A 23,633-nucleotide genomic window follows, 5' to 3' on the forward strand; every position below is an offset into this window, starting at 1 on the left:
CGGGCCGGAGCTCTGCGACGGACCGCCAGCGCCCAACAGCCGGCCGCGCCAGCGGACGCCCAACAACTCGTTGAAGCGCAGCGAAAACCAGGCGTGGTGAGCGTAAAATGAGAGCGTCCTCCGTCACCGGCCGCTCCCCCCAGTTGGCCGGTGACGGCTGGACCTAAAACTCCACGGCAGCCTCCTTCTGTGGGATGCTCGAAGGCGTAAGCAGCAGGATGTTTGCAAAGCAGCGGGCTTGCATTCCTTGGAATGCGGGCCCGCTCTTTCTTTCCCGGGGATCCCGTCGGCGTTGGTAGCGTAGGAGCGTCTCGCCAGTCGAAGCGGAACTCGGGGGAGTTCTCCTCCTGGCGGGACATCTATTTCAGAGGGGCAGGGATATGGGGCTGCGAAGCTTTTTCAAGAGACGCCCGGCAGCAGCCGGCGAGAAGGTTGTTTCAACAGCCGTCACTGATCCGACAGCGCCGGAGCCGTTGACGCCAGAAGAGCTGGCGGAGCTCCAAGATGCCTGGGCCGAACTCGCCCAAGCGGCTAAGGATTCGGCCGTAAACAGCTTTCATGCCTGCACCCGGAACGGCAAGCCCTGGCAGGAAGACCCAGCGAGCGTGCGAAGCATGGCCGCCATGCTCCGCAGCTTTCCGGCAGAGGACTCCTCGCCAGACACAAAGCCGGCAGGTTAAGACCGGGCCAGCCCGGTCGGGCGGCCCGGCCCCCCACGCCGGCCTAGGTCTCCTGATCCTTCCGGACCTTGGAGATGGCGCGGTACGCAGTGATGGAAGCGCCCAGCGCTGCCAGCGAAAAAACGAAATTCACGATCGTCAGTGGTTCCATGAGGGTTTCCTTATCGTCGAGTAGAACCTAGGCTAAGAAGGAGCCCGGTGGCCGCAACCCTTGCGGTCACGACCACCGGATTTTCAGTAGCTACACCTTCCTCGCTTTACGCTTACGCTTCCGAGTGCCAGCTCGGGAGCGTTTGCTCGTTAAGAGCGCGTTCCGCGTGGAAAGCGGGTTAGCGGCCAAAATGTGTGTATGGCTTGGGCGTGTCATCTGCTTCTTCCGCCCCATCCTTGTTGGATTCCGTTTCCGTCCTCGGCGCTGAAGGCTGTGTCGTAGAGGGCTGGGCCGATGGGTTCGTCGGCGCGGCTGGGGTTCTTTCTTTGGGGTTGCCAGTGGCGGGGTTGTACCAGTTGCCAGGGGTCTTGAGGTTGATCGGTGCGCAGGTAGAGGTACCAGTCGACGGCTCGGGCGGCGTGGTCCGGGGTGAGCCCGCGGTGAGTGCGGAGCAGGTCTTTGAGTCCGGCGTTGATCCCGCCCTCCAGCGGGCTGGTGGTGCGTGCGATGTTCTGGCCAGCGGTCGCGCTGGTGAGCCAGGTGAACATGTGCCCGGCTTTAAATCGCTCCGGCCAGTGTTCCCCGTGCCCGGCGCAGACCCAGATGGGTGTACCACCAGAGCTGACCGGCCCCGATATGGGCGGGTCTGACGGTGTTCTTCTTCGCGTAGGTGCGGTGCTTGAGAAATGACTCCCACCGGGCTTCCCAGGACGCGAACTCGCCCATCCACGAGGCTGCCTCATCAAGGTCTGTCACGTGTGTCAGGGCCTTGGCCAGGGCCAGCAGTTCCTTGCCCGATTCCAGCTTCGGGCGCAGCGTCAGATGCGTGCGGATGTTCTGGCGGATATGAAACAGGCACCGCTGGACCTTCGTTTCCGGCCAGTGTTCCCGCAGCGCGCTCTCGAGGCCTTTGTGCCCGTCCACGACGGCCACGTCCGGTGCCGGGATCTGCTGCAGGAGCGCTGACCAGGAGGCGTGCTTTTCACGGTCGCACCACTGCCACGCGACGACGTGGGAACCGGTGTAAGCCACCAGCACACACCAGCCGTTGAAATACGTGCCGTCGAGCATGAGCACCGGATGAACTTCCCCGGTCACCGGCGCCTGCGGGACCACATTCCAGCACCAGGCACTGCGGCGCCGGAAAGTCCGTTCGGAGGCCGCGTACCCGCCCTGGCGCTGCTTTCCGGTGAGCCAGGACAGGAACGCCGTGAACTCAGCCTTCCTCGTCACATCAACCCGGGCCTGCGTGCTCGACGCACCACACGATCTACACCGCCACCTCGTCCGACCCGAACTGGTGGTCCCGTTCTTCACAAGCTTCCGAGCACATACACCACACCTGGGTTGATTCGATGGAACCGTCACTCCACATGCTTTCAAAGCATGTGCAAACCCCTACAACCCAAGTGAACACGGACAACCAAGGCCACCGCGTACACACATTTTGGCCGCTAACCCTGGAAAGCAGAGCGATGACAGCTGTCGCCAGGCTCACGACCGAAGTCGCGAGCTTGAGCAATTCGTCGATGCTCATGTAGCCACCTCCTTCCTGCCCCGCCGTGCGAGGCCCCCACGGGTCCAGCCGGTCGAGGGTGGGCCGTCAACCCCGAAGAGTGGCCGGAGAATCCCGCGAGATAAGGGAGCGCAGCGACCGCGGGGGATTGTCCGGGCGCGTGGGTTGACGGGTCGGGCCCCCGGACGGCTACGATCAGTGGCCTTGTACGGAGAACAACCCAGCCTCATGTAAGGCAAAAACAACGCTTTTACAGGCCGGAGCGAAGCGCAGGACCTTCTCCTGGGTGCAGCGCAGCGGAGCCCAGGGCTTGGGAATGGGGTTGTGCCCACTGGGGTCAGGTGGAGCCCTCCGCACAGCTCAGGCTGTCCCCATTGGCGTGCAACCCGGCCTTTGTCGTACCCCTCCCCCACAATGAAACCTGCGGCTCAGACGGCCGCTTTTTGTTGGCGTGTCTATTCGAATATATGTTCTAAGGTTGTGATATGGGACCGGAGCAAGCTGCCGCGCTGCAAGCGCAGTACGCGCGCCGCGCCGGCCCGATCGGGCTGACCGTGGAAGAACTCGATTTCGAGCACTTCCCGGCCAAGAACGGGTACCCCGGGATCCCGGTGAAGGCGTGGATCCGGTTCCCGAACTGTGCCGAACTCGTGGACGGCGAAGTGTTCGCATGGACAGCTAAGGCGGCCGAAGTGACGTGGAAGGACGGGCCCTTGACCTACCGGACCTGGGTGTGGAGCTCGGCGGTCACTCGCCGGGAAGAAATGATGAACAGGAATTTGGGAGAGCGGACCAACCGTGACAGCAACATTAAGTGAAACAACCCTCAACGCCCCCGTCGACGTCCGCTTCACCGCGGCCGGCACTCCCCTGGCCGTCCGCTACGACGGGCGCGTGTGGGCAGTAGCAGCGGAGCCGCTGCACTGGTTCACCAGAGACTCCTGGTGGGAAACCCGCCGCACCGCGGCCAGGGGCAGCGGTGACTTGGTAAGCATTGAGCACTGGCGGATACAGGTGAGGCTTGGCACCTCCACCTCTGCACTGCGGACCTTCCACCTGCGCCGTGATCCCCTCTCCCAGCAGTGGGTACTCGAGTCAATCACTGATAGCTGAGGCAGCGCCCCCCGCGCATAGACGCGCGACTAAGTGAGGGGTTTCCAGCGGTATCCAGTGGTCATTTTGAAGCCCTGCCTGAGAGGCTCGAAACCTTGTCATCGTTTGCCCTGGCGGCTGATCGAACGACCGTAGTGGTAAGTATGAACGAAGCACTAATGATTATGGGGAACGATGCCAACCATTTTTGACAATACCCCGGGCAATACTCTGGGTGACAGTCTTCTTAAGACCTTTCCTGAGCATGCACGGATTGACGTAGCTACGGGCTACTTCGACTTGCGGGGTTGGGGAAACCTATCGGCGGTGGTGGACTCAAAAACACCTTTGAACAGCCAGACCTCCGAACCCACCGCTCGGATACTTGTCGGAATGGTCACGAACTCAGCTGCCGAGACCATGCTGGCCAGCCTGCAGGAACAGGTCTCCGGCGTTGACCCGCAGTCCGATTTGCCGGATTTCGAGACGGCACGAAAGCGGCAGGCGTACTTGGTTACCCATCTGCGCGAGCAGCTGATGCGGGGACTCTCGTCTGAAGACGGCCAGAACTCTTTGCGTTCCCTAAAACGCCAGCTGGTCGCTGGCCAGGTACAGATAAAGGTGTTTACGAGCCGACCACTTCACGGCAAAGCCTATGTCCTGCACAGCCCAGGGCATTACGCCCTTCCTGTGATGGGTTACCTAGGCTCGTCGAATCTGACTGCCGCTGGGCTCTATAGCAATCTTGAACTGAACATCGATGTTCTGGAACAGGACGCTGCGGCCAAGCTCGCAGAGTGGTTCACTACGCACTGGGAAGATCCCTTCTCACTAGAAATAACCGATCAAATCATCGAACTCATCGAAGAGTCCTGGGCTAGTGAGTCCCAGCCGACGCCGTTCGAGGTCTTCCTTAAGGTCTGCCACTCAATGTCCCAGGACGTTCGGGACGGATACGGCTACGTGTTGCCACCCTCTATGCAGAAACTATTGCTGGGCTACCAAGAAAGTGCGGTAAGAATCCTGGCAAGACGTGTGGTGCGCCGCGGCGGGACCATGCTCGGTGATGTCGTCGGTCTTGGCAAAACATTGACCGCGATAGCTACAGCCATGATGCTCCAAGCGGCTGAAGACTATTCAACTCTCGTCCTTTGCCCAAAAAACCTTGAGAAGATGTGGCAGGAGCATCTCGATGCATACGATGTGAACGGTCGCGTCATTCCCTACTCTACGGCCGCGAGAGACCTGCCCGACCTGAAGAGATTTAATCTCGTAATCTGCGACGAGTCCCACAACCTTCGCAACAACAGCCGGAAGGACTACGAGGCAATACACGCCTACGTACGCGAAAATGACTCCAAGGTATTGCTTCTAACTGCGACCCCCTACAACCTCGCGTTCAATGATGTCGCGAATCAAATCGGTCTATACCTGGACGAAGACGATGACCTGGGCATCGAACCGACTGAAGCCCTTTCCAAGTATCCTGCGCTGGCCGAGAAGGTTGACGGCAAAACCAACACTTTGGCTGCTTTCCGGGAATCTGAAGAAGCCGAAGACTGGAAACGCCTCATGAGCGATCACCTAGTCCGTCGAACCCGGTCCTTCATCAAACGCACCGCAAGCAAACAACGTGTCACCGGTCTTGATGGTGAGGTAGTTGAACGTGAGTTCCTACAATTCGCGGATGGCACCCCCTTCTTTTTCCCAGTTAGGGTTTCAAAGCCTGTTAGTCACGATTTCAGTGACAACGATCCCGCGCGGCTGATGGAGGATGACGAAACGCTGGATGCCATCAGGTCTCTCCTCCTCCCGCGCTATGTGCTCGCAAAGTACGACTCACCGAAAAAGCCGCACAGTCCGTCAGACCGGAAAATCCTTGAGGACATCAGGACCGGCCGAGGCAACGTTGCCGGATTCGTCAGGACAGGACTCTTTAAACGACTATCTTCGTCCGGTCACTCCTTCATCCAATCCCTTCAGAGACAGCGGGCGCGCAACGACGTTTTCCTTTACGCAATCAACAACCGTCTGCCTGTCCCGCTCGGCAACTTCACCGAGAACCAGTTGGGCGTGACTGATGCCGACATCGAAGACACCGTTGGACTGCACGGGACCGACGCATCACGCTACGAGAACCTGAAGCGGACTTTGCCCGCGTCCACCAAGTGGATCAATACAACAATTTTCAGCTCCGAGCTGCGCCTAGATCTTGAGCGCGATAACCAAACTCTCACGTGGCTGCTGGAGCGCTTCGGGGACTGGGACGCGTCCAAGGATTCAAAAATCAATGCGTTGGTCGATCTGTTGCGCAATGACCACCCAGGGGAAAAGGTTCTCGTATTTACGGAGTACAAGGACACAGCCGACTACATCGCTGCCACCTTGCGCGAAGCGGGTATCAGGAACGTCGGGCTAGCCACTGGTGACACCGATAACCCTGGAGCCATTGCTAGACGGTTCTCACCAGGGTCCAACAGGCTGCCAGGTCAACAAGACGATACTTCATCGTCGGATCCAATCGACGTGCTGATAGCCACAGATGTACTCTCCGAAGGGCAGAATCTTCAGGACTCACACATCGTGGTCAACTATGACTTGCCTTGGGCGATCATCAGACTTATTCAGCGTGCTGGCCGCGTCGATAGGATCGGCCAGAAATCGGAAACCGTGTACGTCTACCTGATTTCCCACGAAAAGGTGGAAGAACAAATCAGTCTCCGACAACGCATAAAGATGCGCCTGGAACGCTCTGCTCAGGCGTTCGGCTCAGATGAACAATTCTTTGGTTCTGAAAGGGAAATCCAAGTCCTCGACAACTTCTACGACGGAAGGCTCGCCGACGAGGACGTCGAAGATGAGGAAGCTGACGCGGTCAGCGAGGCATGGCTGGTCTGGTCAAACGCCATGGAAAAGTACCCTGAGATCACACACCGCGTCCTAGGCATGCCGGATATGGTCCACTCAACACGCCAACGATACGTTCAAGAAGCTCACGGGGCCGTGGTGTGCTACGTGAGTACCGTATCCGGAGTCGATGCATTTGCCGTCTCCAAAGGTGGAGATGGGCTGCGTGAGCGAGAGCGGCTTATCACTCCTTACGAAGCCTTCAAACTCTTCCGTGCCGAGCCTGAGACTCCCACAGCAGAACTTCGCCAGGATCATTTCGACCGCCTTCGAAACATCGTCCACGGCCCTCTGTCCAGCGAAAGTGTGGCCGCAGGAAACCTCAAGGGCGTTCGCAAAAGGATCTGGGAACGCTTTGCAGGAACGTTATTTCAACGCGGAGCAGAAGAAGCCTTAAGCGCACTCCACGCCCGTCCATTGCAGAAGCAGGCTGAGCTCCGCCTACGGTCAGCATTACGCAACCGCGTGTCAGACGAGGACCTTGTCGAGATGCTGCGCCAGCTGCAAGAAGACGAAAAGCTCGTGATCAAGTCCATGGAAGTTGATCCTGCAAGGATCGTCTGCTCACTAGGAGTTCAAGAATAGTGGCTGCTAATTTACTGGGACTCGTCGAGTCACACTCGTACCAGGTGCTTTTCCTGGCACACCTTCGGTGGTCTCGGCCCGACCTTCCGGCCATCGCCGTCGACGTTGACGGAGCGCCTTTCACCGTCACCAACCTCTCCAGCTACAAAGGGCTGCGTGTCTGGGTTTGTCCAGTCCTGCCGAATGCGTCAAAGCAGGCGGAGATCGACCGTGCTATCGCGAAGAAGAGCACGGATCGAATCGTGATTTTCCATAATGACGAAAGACAAGTGTGGCGATGGCCGTCACGCACCGTTAAGGGAGGCGCCACGAGCACTCGGCTCACCTCGCACGCACACGTCACCGGAATGTCGAATCCCAAGCTTGTGGAGCGACTGCAGTTAATCACCCTGGCCATTACCGAGGATCTTAGCGTCACCCAAGTCATTGAAAGGGTGAGGCAGGCCTTCGACGTGGAAACGGAGAAGGAGACCAAGCGAGCCTCTAAGCTCATGGCTTCGATGTACGACACTCTGGCCCAGGCTGACTGCTCGGAGCACGCTATCTCTGTAACGCTCGCGCGCTTGCTCTTTCTACTGTTCGGGGATGACACGGACATGTGGACTAAGGATCTGTTTCAGGAGTTCCTCATTGAGCACACCAGCCCGGACGGGTCCGATCTGGCAGAACGTCTGAATGAGCTTTTTGCATATCTCGACACTAGGCCGGCAGACCGAGACGGAGTAGGTCCCCATCTTGCGGGTTTCAAGTACATAAATGGGGGTCTCTTCAGTGAGCGAATCACGCTTCCCAAGGTCGGCCAAGGTCTCCGAACAACGATCCTGGACGCTTGCTCCTCAAACTGGTCAGATATCTCTCCCGCTATATTCGGCTCGATGTTCCAGTCTGTTAGAGACGATAAAACGCGTAGGGAGTACGGGGAGCATTACACATCCGAAACAGACATTCTCAAAACGCTAAATCCGCTCTTCCTGGATGAACTGCGGGACGAGTTCGCGCGAGCGGTTGGACATCGTGAAGAGTACAGCCGCCTGATAAAGCTTCGTGAAAGGCTGGGAAGGATCCGTTTCCTCGACCCAGCCTGCGGCTGCGGCAACTTCATCATCATCGCCTATCGGGAGATGCGCTTACTGGAGATTTCGGTTCTTGAGCGCATCAGAGTCAAAGAGTCAGAACAGCTCGTCTCGTTGGCCGTCAACCAACTTGAGTTTGGTCTTGAAGGTGAGCTGGATGCAGCAGGGGCAAGCAGGACCACTCTGCTTGACCCAGTGGTCCGCCTCGACAATTTCTTTGGCATTGAGATTGACGAGTGGCCAGCCAAGATAGCGGAAACAGCTATGTTCCTTATCGACCGGCAATGCGACCTTCAGATGCTGGAGAGATTGGGTTTCGCTCCCGAACGACTACCCATCCAGCGCCAAGCCTCAATCATCTCGGCGACTCCTGAAAATCCTTCCGGCGGAAACGCCTTGAAGCTGGATTGGAAGGACATCATCTCTCCGGGTCCTGACAGCATCATCGCGGGCAACCCACCCTTCATCGGCATGGCCTGGATGGATAAGGCTCAGCAGAACGACAACCGGCAGATTTTCGCGATGTTGCCTGAAGCCCAAGGGGAGCGGACAGGACGACTGGATTATGTTGCTTGCTGGTATGCAAAAGCCATCGACTACCTCCGTGGAAGTCAGGCGCGAGTTGCGTTCGTCTCGACAAATTCGATCACCCAAGGGGACCAGGCGCGTGCACTGGATCCCATCCTCAAGCGCGCTGGTGTCCACATCGACTTTGCGCATCGCACGTTTAAATGGCAATCAGAGGCTACAGGTGGAGCAGCGGTCCATTGCGTGATAATCGGCATGTCAACGACCGGCCGGCCTCAGCGTGTCCTGTTCGACTACCCGCAACTATCCGGCAGCCCTGTCGCAAGACCTGTCACGGCGATAAACATGTATCTCTTGGACTCGGACCTGCCTGCGCCGGTAAAGCGCCGCGTTCCCTTCTATGCGCATTTGCCGAAGATGACCAAAGGGTCCCAGGCAACAGATGGTGGACACCTGATCGTTGAAAATCTTGAGGATTTGATCTCCCTGAAGGCAGATCCCGCCGTCCAAAAGTACCTTCGTCCATTCATGCAGGGCAGAGACATGCTGAACAGCACTGAGAAGTGGTGTCTCTGGTTTGAAAGTGCCCAGCTTGCTGAACTTCAGCGGGTACCGGCCTTAGCCGCAAGACTTGAAGGGGTGGCCATCGCCAGGCTGCAGAGCCCTACTGTCTCTGTCCAAAAACAGGCAGCCATCCCGCATCTCTTCACCCAGAGAAGACAGCCCAAAAACAGGTACCTCGCGTTGCCAGAGGTTAGTAGTGAGGACCGGGAGTATGTCCCGATGACGTACCTGGAGGCTGACGTCATCGCGGGCAATAAGCTCATTCACGTGGACGGCTGCCCGGAATGGCTTTTCGGCGTACTCCAATCCCGAATATTCATGGTGTGGCTGCGAACATTTGCCGGGCGGTTGAAGAGCGACCTCAGCATTTCACCTGACTTGGCCTACTGCGCGTTCCCGTTCCCTGACCTGTCCGCGGGCCAGAAGGAAGTAATCGCCAGCTTGGCCGAAAGGATTATGGAAACAAGACTTGAACTGGGAAAACCACTCTCTGTTCTGTACAAACGTGGACAAACCCCAAGCCAACTCGCCAGTTTGCACGACAAACTGGACGCGGCCGTGGCCGATGCCTTCGAGCTCCATGTAGAAGACGAACTAGAAGTGGCCAGCGAGCTGCTGAAACGACATCACATCCTCGTAGGAACAGTAGAAGCGCGAGAAGTTTCACCGCGACTACTAGGCGCAGCGGCCAACGCATGAAGATTGGCCGCTTTCACCTCGCTGGTTATCTCCTGAGCGGGGCGGCGAGACTTCGCGACCACATTGAGCGTATCGACGACGGCGCCGCATACGCCGTCGATGATCTGGCCCTGGTTCTTCGCCTCCTAATATCAGGCGCCCGTGGCGGTGAACTGATCGCGAGGACGGCCAACAGCTATGGAATTCAGCTTCCAAAATTCGGTGTTTCCGCGGAACCCCAAACCGTTCCAGGGATCGTGTGGGCTGCAGGGGCCATGCCCACCACTGAAGCTCTCGGAACTGGTGGTTTAGTGGACATAAACCAGCTGCGCTTCAAAACAGCCCTACGGATCCAACCCGGGTCCAAACAAGTTGATCTCACTTGGGACAAGTTCATCCGAGACTATGCCAACTATTGGGGCACTCACGTCGGGGACGCCATACGCGACGACGTACACCTGGCAGACCGAATCGGCACGGCAGCCGGCCTTCCTCTAACCACCTACATGTTGAGGGAGACTGCCGTCGCAGCCTGGTACAGCGCGCAGTACGTCCTTCGGAACGCCATGGTCCAAGACGACCCGCAGTTCTTCGCAGACGTGGACATAGCGGATGAAGACCTGAAGGTCTGGATCTCACCGCCGGGAGGCCTCAATGAACCACCAAGCATCCGCGGCGAACTAGGAAAGTTCCAAAACGGCACCAATGCAGGCAGTACAGCGTCCCTAGTATGGGCGGTTGAGCACCCGCTGACAGAAGTGGTGACTCTGGGAGAGTTATTCATTGGTGGGCTGCCCTATCAAATTAGGTTGGCACCAGACGAAGGAATCACCCAAAGCGATTACAACGTCCCAAGGCAACGTTCTCCTATGCATCCAAATCGAGTCAGCTTTTCTAAGGGAAAATCGGTAACTATCAGCCCGCAGTTCGTCCAGTGGGACAGTGAAAACTACATGCTCGGCATGTCCGGCTTCATCAAGAAACCGTCCGCCCCTGTGGATCCAGTCACGGAAAGCTAACGTGTAAGCCTTGCCCGTACGATGAGCAGATGGTTGAAGATTTCCGGGTCGAGTATGAGAGCTCTGGTTTCGTAAAGCTCTTGCGGGCGGCAGAACACTTCCATTCCTTAGAAGCCGAGGTCGACTATTGGAATAGCAACAACCGTCTGCTCGCCCCGACGAGACAGAACGTCTCCGATCCGAGTGAGCTTGAAATTTTCATTCCCGATACCCCCAAAATCCCCACGCTCCGCTGGAGTAATCGATTCGGGGACGGCGTGCATAACCTGCGTTCCTCTCTTGACGTGTTGGCCTACGAGATGTGCCACTTGGATGGAAAAACCCCGGAAAATCCAAAGGGAGTCTATTTTCCGATAGTGGAGCAGGAAGCCAAGTGGTTGGAGAGAACACGGCATTTAGGATCCATTCCCCAAACACTTCTTGATCGAATCAAACAGGTGCAACCTTGGCACGTTGCGGATCCGAAGAGACACGTGCTGACCTTGATCAACGGCCTAGACAACCTGAACAAGCACCGCTCCACTGCCGACCTGTTCACGCTGCCAGCAGGGTTGTCTCCCGAGAAGTTGCGGGCATGGCCCGAGGGGAAGGCGGCTGAAGATGCTTGGGCAACCCCTTGGATGAACGTCAAGTACATGGGACCCGTGGGATCTGCGGCAGAACCGGCACTTTGGGACATCGATGCATGGCCTGTCGTCCATTTTGAAGGACGGATGGCATTACTTGGTCATCTTCAGCCATGGCTTTACCAAGAGACGATGCGTATCTTCAAATACATCACTTCTGGTGAATGGCCGCTGCCTAACAACACCGTGTCCGAGCCATCCTGGATAGAACTCCCTTCTAGTTTTGAAGGTCAGGCTAACGGTTAACAAGCCGCGTCGCTGCGGATCGAGAAGCCAGCGGGACGGTCCTGTTCCAGCCTTCAGACAGGAATTTGATTTGGGCCAACTACTGGGTGGCTTGTAACTACTGACTACCCGCGACAAACCCCGTTTACACCTCGACATTCAGGTCGCTGTTTGTCGTGGTCTATCTCCAAGTACCATTTCCTCATGGCCCAGTTCCGCCGCCGTGCTCCGTCGGAGGATGAATCATAGAGTGCCACCCCGGATGTTGGGCGAGGAGAGATTGGCCGTGGAATTTACCGTCGAGGGGCTAAGCTCTTCGGGTTTTCGTGGCTTCGTACCATTCACATCCTTGGACGAGCATCGTTCGGAGTTGTCCTCACCCGGCATATATGCTGTGCTCCGGCCAGATTCGAAGATGCATTTCACCATCTCCAGCACGGGCTTCTGGCACGATGACAAGGACCCGGCCTACCCGTTGGCAAAGCTTCAACGAAAGTGGGAGCTCTCGACGCCTGTTCTCTATATCGGAAAAGCTGGCGGTCTCGCTACGGGCACCAGCTTGTGGCAGCGGCTGGATCTGTTTAGGCGCTATGGTTCAGGAGAAGACACCTCTCACCGTGGAGGGCGAGCGATCTGGCAGGTTCCGGGCGCAGCTAACCGGCTCGTTGTCTGTTGGACCGATACTCCCGGCGTATACCCAGAATGCACAGAGGAACAATTGCTGAGACTATTCAAGGGCAAGTTCCTTATGCTTCCGTTCGCCAATCAGAAGAGCGGCACGAAATGTCAGCATCAACCCGCCTGCCGGTGGAAGGGTCATACTGACGAGGATTTGATCGACTTGGGGATCCTGTAGGAATCGACAGCATTTGGTGCTCATACCGTTGCTCGTCCTGCTCCTGCTGCTCTCGTCCGTAAAGGTCTGGGACCACATTTAGTTCACTGGAGACAACATGAGACGCACGACCAATTTCCAAGCGATGGTCCACTCGATGTCTAAATCAGCGGCATGTAGCGTTTGATCCGGAAAGCCCGTCGGTCCCCCATCGGCGGGCTTTCTTCATGCTCCCTCAACGCTTGCAGCTTGTAGTCATCCTTGGTTCCGAGCTAAAGGAAACCGCTGGCGGCTGCGGGTACGACTTCTGGGACATCCTTCTGGTTTAGGGCCCGGGTCGGTGTGTGAAGTATGCCGTTATGTGGCGGCCTTTTTTGATCGGTAAATGTCGGTAGTTGCCGATGACGAGGATGCTGGCGGCTGCTCGATGACGTCATCGGTGATGGTTTCGAGCTGGTTTATTTTTGAGGACCGGGTTGATCTGGGGGAACAGTCGCTCGAGGAGCCGGAAGTTGCCGCGGGTTATCTGCTCGATTGCTGCTGCCTGCGAGTAAGGGGCAGGTAACCCCAGCGGTAAGAAACGGGTACTGAATACTCGACCACAGAGCGGGCAGAGACCTTAAGGTCGTAACGAGAGCTGGCGGCGAAGGGTTTTCGTCCGGAGACTCCGAAGGCCCACCCCCAGCCGTCGCCAGCTCTTCATTCGCTGCTCCTGGGATCCAGCGGTAGACGCCCGCAGTGCGGTGAACCTCAAGATTGCAGCAATAAGTCCCGAGCATTGGGCAAAGTGTCTTTTGCCGCGTCTCAGGGCTTCCTAGAGTGTCCCTACAGGCGTAATCAGGGGAGCTTTCCCGAAGCGATCAGGTCAAGGGGGACTTATGAGCGCAGATATTCCGGTTGGGGCTGAGGGTGCAACTATTGTGCCCCCACCCAGGGACCCGGGTCCTGTTCCTGCTCCGCCCAGGACACGCTTGGCGAGACCCCGTGAAGGACAACAGACCCCACGTTCCAGAAGCCGGGAACATGAGGTGCAGCGGCTGATTCGCGACCTCGCTGCCCTTGCTTCTTCCCGTCGTCCCCAGCTGTCATAGGCATGTTCGCGGCAGGGCCCGCAGCTGTGATGAGCGTCTGTTGTGGGTAAGACCTAGTCACGGGCCACCGGGGTGTCCCGGTTCCGAAGGCCTTGTTTATGGTCTTCTGCCGGCCATAGTCTGTCGTCATCCATGAACATCGAGGAGGCATCCATGCGCACAGCAGAACCAATGGCTGAGACTGAACAGGTTCATCGTCTTTCCGAGAACCTCATGAGTCAGTTGGCCAGGGGCAGGGAATGGGCCACGCCCGGGGTGCAGGCTGCCCTGCAGCGTGCCGTGGCCGGGCTGGATACAGGCATTGAGACTGCCTCTCCACGCCTCCAGGCGCTGTTGCGGCGGCTGGCCGACGAGCTTGCCGGCGGTGTGGAGACGATGGCTCCACGGCTCCAGGAACAGCTCAAGCATGTTCGGCCGAAAGCTGCCCCCATCCCGGTTCAGTCCCGGCGGCCGTCTCTCCGGATGTGGTGGATCGGTGCACTGGCAGCATTGGCAGCCGGGGCAGCAGTCTGGGGCTCCATGCGCGCATCCAAAGAAGAGCCCGCCCCTTCGGTCAGCCCGCAGGAAAACACCGGTACTGGCGCTAATGTCGACGCAGACCTGGCCTCTGGCCGGATGTAAGTGCGCGGCCTGGGGACGCGGAAGGGCGAACCCGGCGTTCGGCAATGGATACAGGGGCTGATGGGGGATCCTGAGCTTCCCAGAATCATCGGCGACCCCAGGGGGCCGGAAGTGGTCACTTCCGGCTTGTCGGATGAAGACCTGGCCCGGCTGCTGGACGCTCTGTACCGAAACCTCGATTCTCCTGCCCCTGAACCGGGCGCTCTCTTCTGGTATGAAGCAGGTCTGGAAGAAAGCCTCCGCAGAGCGCGGGCCGCAGCTGACGCGGTCTGATAAGGGTTTATCCCACATGAAACGCCCCCGGAAGGAGAAGTTCACTTCCGGGGGCGTCGTTCACACAGTCAGTGCAGCAGGTCGCCTGCTTTGGGCCTGTTAGCGTCGTTTGTCGTCGATACCGTCGGTATCGATGTGTTCCTTGCGGACTTCTTCGCTGACAGTTTCCTCGTCGCGGACAACATCTTTGTCCAGGCGGACTCGTTCGACGGGGACGGTTTCCTTCTCGACCACAGGGCGCTCCTCGTGGAGGGTCACCTCGTGTTCCTCTTCGCTGATCGCCGGTCCCGACATCGCTGCGCCACGGTTTGCATCGGTGATGGGCTCCCGCTCAATCCGGACCTCTTCGCGCTCCACCGGGATCGTCTTGGTGACGTTCTCGGTGGTGACGTACTTGCGCAAACGTGCCCGGCCGGTGGCCTCACGTTCCTTGCCCACGTGCAGCTTTTCCTCGGACCGGGTCATGGCATCATCAGTCGTTCGACGGGAGGTGTCGTGTCCCACGGTGCTGCGGCCGGCGGTGTCGTAGTCCCGCGCCGTTCCAGTGGTGGCATCGGTATCGGCGTAATTGCGTCCGCCACCAAGGCGGTAGTGCTCGTAGAGCCGATCCTCTTCAGTCGGGTCCAAGTGACCGTCCGGGTCGATGCCCGGGGCGTCCTTCACCTGGTCCTTGGTGTACGGGACAACGAGATCATCGCCTTCAACCCGGGCTTCCTGAACCGGCACGAACGATTCGCGCGTATCGAAAAGTCCTGTCTTGACCGTGACCCAGTTGGGCCGGCCGGTCTCATCATCGGTGTAGACCTGGCCGACGCCGCCGATCTTTTCCCCGTTGGCGCCGATGACATTGCCTCGCCCAGCGAGCAGGCGGTCGATATGTTCGTTGCTGATCATGAATACTCCTTAGGGATTCTCGATCTAATTTCGTTCGTCACGGTCAGCAGTCGGGCACAGTCCATTTCTCGACCATGTCCTCCCGAGGGCCGGACGGCGACGCTTAGCGACGCTGGAACATTCCCCCTCCGTCAATCTAAACCACATCACCGTGAAGATAGCAAGCATGCTTATTATCCTGCCAGGATGAACCTTGTAAAGCGTCTAACGGTCTATGGCGTAATACCTGCTTCCCAGCCTCTTTGCCCTAAGACTTTGCCGTTACTGAAGATCTCGGTCCCGGTCAAAATCCCTTACGGGTGGCTGGTCTTCAGTCTCAATGCGGCGAGAGCCTGAGACTGAAAGATTTCGAGACGCGGTTACTGGGGAACCCTCTACGCTCTCCTGGGGCCTTGAGGTCCGGGCGATGGGAAACAATAGAACCAAAATGCTTTTGGGGCAGACTCGGACCCAACGCGAGCTAGTTCCTGCGCCAGCCGTGAATTAGCTCGTCCAGTTTGGCTAGGCGCTCCGGGTACAGATTCCCCTTCTTTAGGGCATACCGCTGCACCGAGATCCATTTGCCAAGCGCGTATTCCTCAGGCGGGCTGGACGGTCCCATGACAGGAAACCGGCCGTGAGTATGGACATGCTCCACGAGCTGTTCCAATCGGCTGTTCCAGCGTTCTTGGTCTCCGGGCGGGCGGTTTCGCCAGTTTGGCAGGGCGTTGTCCAATTGCGCTATTCGCTCGCCATGCTTCCGGTCCCGGCTTACTGTCCGTGTCGCGTTTTGACGATGGAGCCAGTTCGCCAGGCTGCGTTCTTCGTCTTCAGTGGCAAGAACGGATGGCCGTCTCCCTGCTTCTCTGTGGAACTGTACTGTCCGCGCCAGCATCTGTTCCCAGCTTGGCCGCACTCTGTAGGGAGAGTTCCAGTCGGGCAGCAGCTCGTCGAGCTTTACTGCCCTGTCCGGCAACAGCACGCCGTTTCGTAAGCTGGCCTTCTGGTTTCTGAGCCAGAAGCACAACGACCGTTCCCTGGCGTCTTGCGCATACTGGGATGGAACCCTGTTGTTTTCCTTGAGGAAGGAAACATAGTCAGCGAGCTGTTCATCCCACTCACGGGCGGGAACAGCTTCTAAGCTTCCATCCAAGCGCCCTTCCAATGTTGTCCACCTCCATACATGCTGTCGCATCGGAACGCTCCAGCAAGACTTCTGATACTGGGGTTCATTGCCAGCAAGCCGACAGCCACCGGTCAGTTACGAGAAAAAACTGAGGGACAGAACCCCACGGGCCCTGTCCCTCAATTTTGTTAGCCGCTAGCCGTTGCATCTACGTCTCGATAAAGCGGGCTAATCCAGACCGTTACGCCTGGCTGATCGTGACTGGTGCCCCGTTGTTGGTGCAAACCGTCCTGGTGGTGCCTGATGCGTCAACGGCCGTTCCCAAGACTGCTACAGGGCCAACTTTAACGCCGCAAATGTTGGCTGCGACCGTAGCAGCAACACCGACGTTGACGTCTTCGAGAATCGTTATGTCACCAACCGCGACGTTGACGAGGCCATTCTGTCCAATCAGTTGAGGAGCGGCGGATGCGGGCCCAGCCAGGGCGCCTCCGGCGAGCAACATTGAGCCTGTGAGTGCGAGGGTGGCGCCGGCTTTTTTGAATGCATGCATGGTTTTCTCCTTGTTTGGATTGTCCCCCATACTGTTTCTCCAGCACTTACGACGCTAGTACTAAGCATACTTACAAACAACCCTTGACAGCAGATTAGGTAGGGGTTTCTGCGACGTTGGGTAGGGTGTACCTAACTCCTCAGCAGTAGCCTTTAACAGGCAGCCCACCTTCGCCGGGACAGGCCAGTGTGGGTGGACTGCCTCGGCGAAGGTGCGCGTTCTGGGCCGCACCACATTAAGGGGCCACCCGCTGGGGCACCAGGTGCCCGCCCCACCTCTGCCGGAACAGGCATCGACGCCCGTGGCCGGCTAACCCAAAATATCGGCTCATCCCCCAGAAACTGGATTTGGCCTCAATCGCCGTTCTGAGGACCGCCTTTGCCGTGCCGGAGCATGCAAAAAACGCCACCCGGCCGTCAAAAAGATTAGGAACCAAGAGATGCGCAAAACACTGCTAACCCTCGCACTCAGCTGCTTCCTCCTCGGAGGATCCATGGCGTCCGCCACGGCGGCATCGCTGCCCGAGAACTGTACAAAGACCCAAGGCACAGTCACGTGCAGTACCTTCGAAGGCCCGGGCAAGAACCAAGGTGGAGTCGGCTCGACCGCAACCACCGAAACGCAGGGGAACACCACCAACAAGAGCCCTGCACCGCAGGACCTTCAGGACCAATGCGCAACCAACCCACCGAAGAGCCAGGGCGCCCCTGACACCTGCCCATAACCACTAAGGAAAGCAACCAAGCATTCAAAACCCCACACAGAGCAGTCCGGCGCCTCAGGCGCCGGGCTGCTTCCCTGACGCCGATGAAGAATCATGGCCCGTACCCGGAAGCGGCTTCCGGAAGCCGATGTTCCTGGGGGAAGCGCCGGCGGGCAGCATCGAACCCTAGGCGTCTCGATAAACAAAAGCTTTTCAAGACACTGGTCGGGACGTCCGCAACGCCCAACCGGGAGGCTGCAAAACCGGGCGCGCACACGTCTCGAAAACACGTCTCACCACAAATTGTCTCAACGTCCGCGTGTGCCGGGCTTTATGAGTCAAAATGGCCTGATGAGGCAATTGGGCTATACGCGAGTTAGTACTTCGAGCCAGGATGCCCAACTGCAGCTCGACGCGCTCGTCTCCGCCGGCGTGCAGAAGCGCGACGTCTTCGCCGACGTAACCTCCGGAAGTAAAACAGCGATCGAACGGCCCGGGATGAAGAGGCTCCTCGAGTACGCCGAGGAGGGCGACACCGTCGTTGTCTGGAGGGTCGACCGGTTGGGCCGGTCGCTGATCGACGTTCTGAACACCGTGAACCTACTAAGAGAACGCGGAATCCAGGTCCGATCCATCTCCGACGGTATCGACCCGACGACCTCAACAGGCCGGCTGATGTTGAACATGCTCGCCACCTTGGCCGAATATGAGCGCGAGCTGATCGTCGAGCGAGTCAATGCCGGCATCGCCGCCGCCAGGCAGAACGGAACACGCTTCGGCCGACCGCTGACTGATCCGATCGTCATAGCGGACAAGCTGGCCATCGCTCAGGACGCCCGGGCCAAGGGACGCACCGCAGAAGACGCGGCCCGCCTCGTCGGCTGGAGCCGCGCCACTCTCTACCGCCACCAGCAAGCCCTCGCCGCGCACAAAAGCACCACAATGTAGGTGCCCGGGGACGGCGGAGAGACCCATGACTGTAGATGTGGAGCGCAAACGAAACGGGGGACAGAATCAATGGAAACGAGGCGGACCGCACCTGATCCGGAGTGGGTACAGATGTACCGGCAGGGAATTCCGACATCAAAGATTGCCGCTGCGGCTGGCGTCGCAGCAACCACTGTCCGCTACCACCTGCAGATCGCTGCACGGGCAGAACCCGGCATTCGAGAAGAACACAAAGCAGCTCTGCCCGCCGTGGCCCCGCAGCCGAACCAGGTAGGTCTACGGAACCTCGCCGACCTTCTAGCCTTCCATCAGGTACATGGCCGGCTACCCTCCAGCCATGGGAAATCAGCCCGGGAGCGTGCACTTGAATCCTGGTTGGCAAACCGCCGTCGGCAAGCGGCAGAAGGAACCCTCTCCCCCGCCTACCGTGAAGGCCTGGCCGTCATCCCAGACTGGGACAAAACATCCAGGAGCAAGGCCGATGACGAAGCCCGGTGGCAGCAGCGGCTGGATGAGCTGCGGAGGATCAGGGCTGCCGGCGGCGACTGGCCCCGGCACCAGAAAACGGACGACCTGGACGAACGCATGTTGGGCGTTTGGTTGCATGGACAGCGGATCGAATACCGCGCCGGCAGACTGGATCCTGCCAGGGAGAAGAAGCTGAACGAGATCCTGCCCGGGTGGCGGGAGGGTCGCGGCCACAGGGGTGGTCGCCGCGCCAGCCGATAACGCACGGCTGTCACCGGGGTGCCCTGCGGCTTCTAGTAATTGTCAGGAGTTCCTGACACACTTGCTGTCAGGAACTCCTGACGGGAAGGCATTGCAATGGGCTGGGTATCAACCGACAATCACCACGAGGGGTGGGCGGCTTGCGTAGCGCCTGACGGAAGGCTTTCTTCCTCGTCCTCAGGCGAAGGAATGCTCGTTAAAGGGGTAACTGGCGGGTACAAGCGGGACAAGATGATGCCTGACTACGAGATAATCCCCGATGAAAAGATGATCGGCTGGCGTGGAGCTTGCACCTGTGGCTGGCAAGGCGAAATGTGGAAAAGAGTCACCTCTGCAGCCGACGCTGACTTCAGCCGGCACCGTGACTACGTCTCATTTGACGGCTTCGCCGACGCTTCCCGAAAAGTCGAAGACGCCATTCACGAGGAGTGGAAGGAACACATAGCACCGACAGACGCCATTCTTGGCGTCGAAGCAGCTGCGCGTGAATATACCCAAGCCGGCCAGAGGCTGGATAAGACTGTAGCGGCCGCGAAGGCAGCCGGCGCTTCCTGGGCAGACATTGGCCGGGCGGTCGGCATTAGCCGACAGTCTGCCCACGAACGCTGGGCGGATAAATAGTAAGCCCGGCCAGCCCCCTCCCCCGACCCTCCTCCTATCCTCGGCATGCCCCGCCAAAACCTTGTTGACCAGGTTTTGACCAAGATTCTTTTCGAGAACCAGTTCTGACCAACAGGCGGTAGCTCTAGGCACACCCAGTTCGGCGACTTGCCCGGATGAGTCAGAAACGGTCGTATTTGACCTGCCCCTTTCAGAGCGCAGCGGCCGGTTGGCCCAGCCACCGCGATGGAGCGCAGAATGGGGTTCAGTCCGGCGGGCTGCTGTGAGCATCGAGTTGGAACTTTGGGCGTGTTTAGGGGTGTTTGATCCAGCAGGCGAGGATGGTGGTGGAGAGCTGATAGGCCAAAGCGTTCCGGGTGATGTTGTCCGGTCCGAGAGTGGGCGGCAGGTTGCTGGCGTCCACGTGCAGGATGAAGCTGTCCTTTTGGAACACGGCCGATCCGTCTGGGGTTTCGTAGGCCGGGAACCCGAGGTTCGCGAGGCCTCCGATGGGGGCGGCGTCTTTAGCCAGGGCCTGCATCGCGTCGAAGTATTTGCGTGCCGATGCCTGGTCCGTCGCCTCCTGGACCGAGATGACCAAAGCTCCTTCGGCCAGGTGGTAGGTGCAGGTAAAGGTGCTGTCGGCCCAGCTATCGATCGTGTGGGGGTCCCAGTCCAGATCCAGGATGGAGCGCAGTCTCTCCTTTGGCTGGTCCCCGCAGACCATCAGGGCAGCGGCGCTGGGTCCATTCGCCGTGGTGCCCGGTGATGCGGATCCCTGGCTGTGATGGCCGGCACCGTGGTGGCTTACTTCCGGTGACGTTGCTGGCACGGCTGCCGCCATGGAAACGCCTGGCGCTGCGGTGACCGATCCGGCGGCTGTTGCACATCCGGAGAGCAGCAGGGCAGACAAGGCCAGGGAGGCCAGCAGGGGTTTGTGCTGTTTCATGGCTCATCCAGTTCTGGCCGCTCTGTCTTGTGGGCAGTGGCCGGTTGTCAGGCGTTGAGTTTGGCGTAGATGACGTAGTTGTCGTCAAAGAGGCCGGTGGCGGGGTCGTAGCCGTCGCAGGTGATCAGACGGAGTTCGGCTCCGGGGGTGTTGCCGTAGACCTCGAGGGTGGGAAATTCGTTTTTGGGATACAGGGCGCCGCGCTCAACGGTAAACACGGCGGTGCTGCCGTCGGTTCGCGAAACGTTGATCTCGGCCCCGGGGGTTAGCTTCCGCAGGTCTGCAAAGACGCCGGTGTGGCCGCCCAGAGCGTTGACGTGGCCCAGCATGACTGAGGGTCCGCGTTCGCCTGGGGTTGGCGAGCCGTTGTACCAACTGGCAGGTGCACCGTTGCCGATGTCCTCCGGTACTTTCAGGGAACCGTTGTCTTCCAGTCCCAGATGGAGCAGGTCCGTCCGGACCCCGATCGCGGGAATCGTCAGGGTTACCGGGGGTGAAGCACCCAGCACGGCCGGGAGCTGCTGGGCGGGCGGAGGCCCTGTGGCAGCCGGCAGACCGGGGGTTCCAGCCGGGGATGCAGCGGCGGTGGCGCTTGACGGTGCCGGCGCAGGGGCCGCCAGGGATGTGACGGAGATCGAAGGGGATACTCCGGCGCCGGGAGCCGTGGCGGTTCCTCCGGCGCAGCCGGCCAGGGAAAGCATGAGCAGAACCCCGCCGCCGTGGAGGCCCCGAGACCCCCGCGGCGGCCGGGGTTCCTGGGTGTCACAGCAGTGATCCGTTCAGCTTTGGCTTAGGCTGCTGCGTTGCGGCGGCGGACGGCGTAGGCTCCACCGGCCAGGGCTACCAGGACCAGCCCGGAACCGATTGCCAGGGCTCCGGTGTCGGTGCCGGTTTCGGTGGCAACGCCGGTCGCGGCGCCGCCTGCAGGCATCTTCATCTGACCGGCCGTCAGGGTCCCGCACAGCGCGGGAGAGGTCGCGGCAAGGGGAAGCGTGGGGGCAAGATCGCTCTTGGCGGCCTGGCCTGCTGCGCTAAGGGTGGCGGGATCAAGACCATGCACAACAACCACCGCGGTGCCGGCTTCGAGGGCCGCATGGGTTTCAGCGTTCAGCTCGAACGTACGGTCCACCGTGTAGGAGGCACCCTGTCCGCCGACCTTCAGGTCAAGACCCGCAGCGGGGCTGGTATCGCCACTGGTGGACAAAGTGGTGACGATGCCGCCATAGGAGGGTGCACCTTCGGTGGTGGAGATGACCATGTCGCCGTCTTTGTCGGCCGAAGGGTCTGGACAGACGCCCTGGGCGCCGCCGTGGATGTGCTGAACGTGCGGGTACGGGGCATCCATGAAGGTCGCCGGCATGCCCGACACTTTCAGGACAACGTGGGCCTGGTTGCCCGTGACATCAACGGTGATGGTACCTGAGCCGGCGCTGCCATTGAGCTGCTTCAGGGTGGACTGGTAGGAACCATCATGCGCCATTGCCGGGGCGCCGGAAAGGGCGAGGGCTCCAAGAGCGAGGGTGGGGACTGCCATAAAGCGAAGTGTCTTATTCATCGTAAAAATCTCCTCATACACGCGCGTGTGATGTTGATTCCCCATAAGAGGACGACAGTACTTCGCAACCACGCCAGGAAAAGATGGGCGCTGATGTGGTCGGGTTCACATGCTTCCGCCCCAGTACGAGCGAAAATCGCGCAGAAGCGGCCCTGCCGTTCCGGGCGGAGTGAAGCTGTGACACCTTCACCGAACAAGTCCGCGCAAGGAGAAGATCGAACTCGACAGCGACGGCCGCACTAACTGCTAAGCCGCATCCTCTTGCTGTTCGTCGGAGCGGCCGTTACCGAATCAGCAAGGTCCGCCTCCTAGCGCGGGGGCTGGGACTGGCCCTTGGCCCCAAACGGAGACCACCCCGCCAGGCAACCTCGCACTATGCCACTGAAGATTGTCGCTCGATTAGAGTTGCACCGGGCCGTACTGACCGGTCTGTCTGCTGGTGGTGTAGTGTCTGGCTTGTGATTCAACACACTTATGACTTTCCACCCGCCGCTGATGCCGTCTCTGCTCCTCCACGTCCGACCACTGGTGGCGCCAGGGAGCGCATCCTGGCTGCCGCTTACGAGTTGTTTTTACAGCGGGGCATCCGTGATGTCGGCATCGCTGAATTGATATCAAGGGCCGGGGTCGCCAAAGCGACGTTCTATGCGCACTTCACGTCCAAGGATGAGCTGGTCCTGGCTTACTTGGAGCACTGCCACCAGGACCTGACGGTTGAGGCGATTATTGCCGAAACCGCACGGAGGACCGAGAGCCCCACGGGCCGGTTGTTGGCTATTTTCGATGTTCTGGACGGGTGGTTCCGCCAGGATGACTTCCAGGCCTGCGCCTTCGTCAGCACCCTGTTGGAAATGGGCCCCGCCCATCCGCTGGGAGTCGCATCAATCCACTACCTAGCGGAAGTCCGGGGCTTCATACGGGCTCTGGCAGTGGAGGCCGGCCTTGAACAACCCGACGTTTTTGCCCGCTCCTGCCACATCCTGACCAAGGGTTCAATCATTTCAGCGGTCGAGGGAGACCGGGAGGCAGCCGTATTCGCCAAACGTATGGCCGCTTCTCTCATCCGCGACCACGGAGGTAACGCCACCATGAGCTCCCTACCTCTCCCCCAGCACACAGTCAGGTAGTTCTGC

The 23,633-nt window shown here is 59.3% G+C and carries 18 protein-coding genes and 2 pseudogenes; 12 read left to right on the forward strand and 8 right to left on the reverse strand.

Annotated elements, in window-relative coordinates; genetic code table 11:
* Positions 1-1,043 precede the first annotated feature (1,043 nt).
* A pseudogene (locus tag FNL14_RS09560) lies at positions 1,044-2,199 on the reverse strand (IS1249 family transposase).
* A 633-nt stretch (positions 2,200-2,832) separates the two neighbouring features.
* Between FNL14_RS09560 and FNL14_RS09565 the strand changes: the two are divergent.
* The 7 genes from FNL14_RS09565 to FNL14_RS09595 all read left to right on the forward strand — a co-directional run bounded on the left by FNL14_RS09565 (position 2,833) and on the right by FNL14_RS09595 (position 12,500).
* Entirely contained in the window at positions 2,833-3,165 is a 333-nt protein-coding gene (locus FNL14_RS09565) for a hypothetical protein (RefSeq protein WP_142059511.1), read from the forward strand.
* Positions 3,146-3,460 (forward strand): hypothetical protein, encoded by a 315-nt coding sequence (locus FNL14_RS09570; RefSeq protein ID WP_142059513.1) that lies wholly within the window; start codon positions 3,146-3,148, stop codon positions 3,458-3,460. Before FNL14_RS09565 ends, FNL14_RS09570 begins: the two co-directional genes overlap by 20 nt.
* A gap of 174 nt (positions 3,461-3,634) precedes the next feature.
* Positions 3,635-6,931 (forward strand): helicase-related protein, encoded by a 3,297-nt coding sequence (locus FNL14_RS09575; protein ID WP_181762584.1) that lies wholly within the window; start codon positions 3,635-3,637, stop codon positions 6,929-6,931.
* Positions 6,931-9,795 carry a DNA methyltransferase gene (locus FNL14_RS09580; RefSeq protein WP_255470760.1) on the forward strand — a complete coding sequence of 955 codons (2,865 nt, stop codon included), beginning with the start codon at positions 6,931-6,933 and terminating at the stop codon, positions 9,793-9,795. Before FNL14_RS09575 ends, FNL14_RS09580 begins: the two co-directional genes overlap by 1 nt.
* The gene (locus FNL14_RS09585) at positions 9,792-10,793 is read left to right on the forward strand and encodes a hypothetical protein (RefSeq protein WP_142059517.1); all 1,002 of its coding nucleotides are present in this window, start codon (positions 9,792-9,794) and stop codon (positions 10,791-10,793) included. Before FNL14_RS09580 ends, FNL14_RS09585 begins: the two co-directional genes overlap by 4 nt.
* A 29-nt stretch (positions 10,794-10,822) precedes the next feature.
* Positions 10,823-11,665 carry a hypothetical protein gene (locus FNL14_RS09590; RefSeq protein WP_142059519.1) on the forward strand — a complete coding sequence of 281 codons (843 nt, stop codon included), beginning with the start codon at positions 10,823-10,825 and terminating at the stop codon, positions 11,663-11,665.
* A gap of 265 nt (positions 11,666-11,930) precedes the next feature.
* Positions 11,931-12,500, forward strand: a complete 570-nt coding sequence (locus FNL14_RS09595) for a hypothetical protein (protein WP_142059521.1) — start codon at positions 11,931-11,933, stop codon at positions 12,498-12,500.
* Positions 12,501-12,873: 373 nt separating this feature from the next.
* On the opposite strand, the pseudogene FNL14_RS23605 reads toward FNL14_RS09595, so the two are convergent.
* Positions 12,874-13,020: pseudogene (locus tag FNL14_RS23605) on the reverse strand (ATP-binding protein); the annotation flags it as partial.
* 703 nt (positions 13,021-13,723) lie between these two features.
* Here FNL14_RS23605 and FNL14_RS09605 point away from each other — a divergent pair.
* Positions 13,724-14,191, forward strand: coding sequence for a hypothetical protein (locus FNL14_RS09605; RefSeq protein WP_142059523.1), 468 nt, complete (start codon positions 13,724-13,726; stop codon positions 14,189-14,191).
* A gap of 372 nt (positions 14,192-14,563) precedes the next feature.
* Here FNL14_RS09605 and FNL14_RS09615 read toward each other — a convergent pair whose 3' ends face one another.
* The 3 genes from FNL14_RS09615 to FNL14_RS09625 all read right to left on the reverse strand — a co-directional run bounded on the left by FNL14_RS09615 (position 14,564) and on the right by FNL14_RS09625 (position 17,016).
* Entirely contained in the window at positions 14,564-15,358 is a 795-nt protein-coding gene (locus FNL14_RS09615) for a DUF2382 domain-containing protein (protein WP_142059527.1), read from the reverse strand.
* 460 nt (positions 15,359-15,818) lie between these two features.
* A complete protein-coding gene (locus FNL14_RS09620; protein WP_181762586.1) occupies positions 15,819-16,502 on the reverse strand; it encodes a helicase associated domain-containing protein in 684 nt (227 codons plus the stop codon).
* A 202-nt stretch (positions 16,503-16,704) separates the two neighbouring features.
* Complete coding sequence (locus tag FNL14_RS09625) at positions 16,705-17,016, reverse strand: hypothetical protein (RefSeq protein ID WP_142059532.1); 312 nt, start codon at positions 17,014-17,016, stop codon at positions 16,705-16,707.
* Between the two features lie 1,054 nt (positions 17,017-18,070).
* Here FNL14_RS09625 and FNL14_RS09630 point away from each other — a divergent pair.
* The 3 genes from FNL14_RS09630 to FNL14_RS09640 all read left to right on the forward strand — a co-directional run bounded on the left by FNL14_RS09630 (position 18,071) and on the right by FNL14_RS09640 (position 20,017).
* Positions 18,071-18,667 carry a recombinase family protein gene (locus tag FNL14_RS09630; RefSeq protein WP_142059534.1) on the forward strand — a complete coding sequence of 199 codons (597 nt, stop codon included), beginning with the start codon at positions 18,071-18,073 and terminating at the stop codon, positions 18,665-18,667.
* A gap of 69 nt (positions 18,668-18,736) precedes the next feature.
* Entirely contained in the window at positions 18,737-19,396 is a 660-nt protein-coding gene (locus FNL14_RS09635) for a helicase associated domain-containing protein (protein WP_142059537.1), read from the forward strand.
* 96 nt (positions 19,397-19,492) lie between these two features.
* Positions 19,493-20,017 (forward strand): hypothetical protein, encoded by a 525-nt coding sequence (locus FNL14_RS09640; RefSeq protein ID WP_142059539.1) that lies wholly within the window; start codon positions 19,493-19,495, stop codon positions 20,015-20,017.
* A 292-nt stretch (positions 20,018-20,309) separates the two neighbouring features.
* On the opposite strand, the gene FNL14_RS09645 is transcribed toward FNL14_RS09640, so the two are convergent.
* The 3 genes from FNL14_RS09645 to FNL14_RS09655 all read right to left on the reverse strand — a co-directional run bounded on the left by FNL14_RS09645 (position 20,310) and on the right by FNL14_RS09655 (position 22,500).
* Positions 20,310-20,945: a hypothetical protein gene (locus FNL14_RS09645; protein WP_142059541.1), complete on the reverse strand. Its 636-nt coding sequence runs from the start codon at positions 20,943-20,945 to the stop codon at positions 20,310-20,312.
* A gap of 47 nt (positions 20,946-20,992) precedes the next feature.
* A complete protein-coding gene (locus tag FNL14_RS09650) occupies positions 20,993-21,646 on the reverse strand; it encodes a sortase domain-bontaining protein (protein ID WP_142059543.1) in 654 nt (217 codons plus the stop codon).
* 89 nt (positions 21,647-21,735) lie between these two features.
* A complete protein-coding gene (locus tag FNL14_RS09655) occupies positions 21,736-22,500 on the reverse strand; it encodes a CHRD domain-containing protein (protein WP_181762587.1) in 765 nt (254 codons plus the stop codon).
* A gap of 458 nt (positions 22,501-22,958) precedes the next feature.
* On the opposite strand from FNL14_RS09655, the gene FNL14_RS09660 reads away from it, so the two are divergent.
* Positions 22,959-23,627, forward strand: a complete 669-nt coding sequence (locus FNL14_RS09660) for a TetR/AcrR family transcriptional regulator (protein WP_255470761.1) — start codon at positions 22,959-22,961, stop codon at positions 23,625-23,627.
* The last annotated feature ends 6 nt before the right edge of the window (positions 23,628-23,633 follow it).

The sequence above is a fragment of the Pseudarthrobacter sp. B4EP4b genome (assembly GCF_006680095.1).
Classification (GTDB): domain Bacteria; phylum Actinomycetota; class Actinomycetes; order Actinomycetales; family Micrococcaceae; genus Arthrobacter.